Here is a 423-nt window from a genome sequence, read left to right as displayed (position 1 = left end):
GCCCCCCGCCCCCCCCCCCCCCCCCGGCGCGCCCCCCCCCCCCCCCCCCCGCCCCCCCCCCCCCCCCCCCCCCCCCCCCCCCCCCCCGGGCCTCGACAGGTTCATGAGGTGATGCGGATGGCAAAGGCAAAAGCAGTTTCTGATGTCGGATGGAGAAAGAAGGGGTCAGATCCGTTTTCCTGCGGAAAACGGATCTGACCCCGATGGCCGTCTCCGCGAACAGCAGCCGAGCGTGGGCTCGGCTCTACAAAGAGCGCGCAGCCAAGCTGCTTTTGCTTTTGCTCTTCTTTTTTCTTCCGTGGGTGGACGCACCCGGAAATTGTCAGAGGCCGGGCGGGTGGGCTGGGCAGGGGTATCCGCGCCATGGATGGCGCGGCTAAGCCTCCAGGGACGGATTCACGGCGTCCCCTGCCCAGCCCACCC

The sequence above is a fragment of the Stenotrophomonas sp. SMYL8 genome, assembly GCF_036320065.1.
In the GTDB taxonomy this organism is placed as follows: Bacteria; Pseudomonadota; Gammaproteobacteria; order Xanthomonadales; family Xanthomonadaceae; genus Stenotrophomonas; species Stenotrophomonas maltophilia_A.
Note: the sequence above shows the minus strand (reverse complement) of the source record.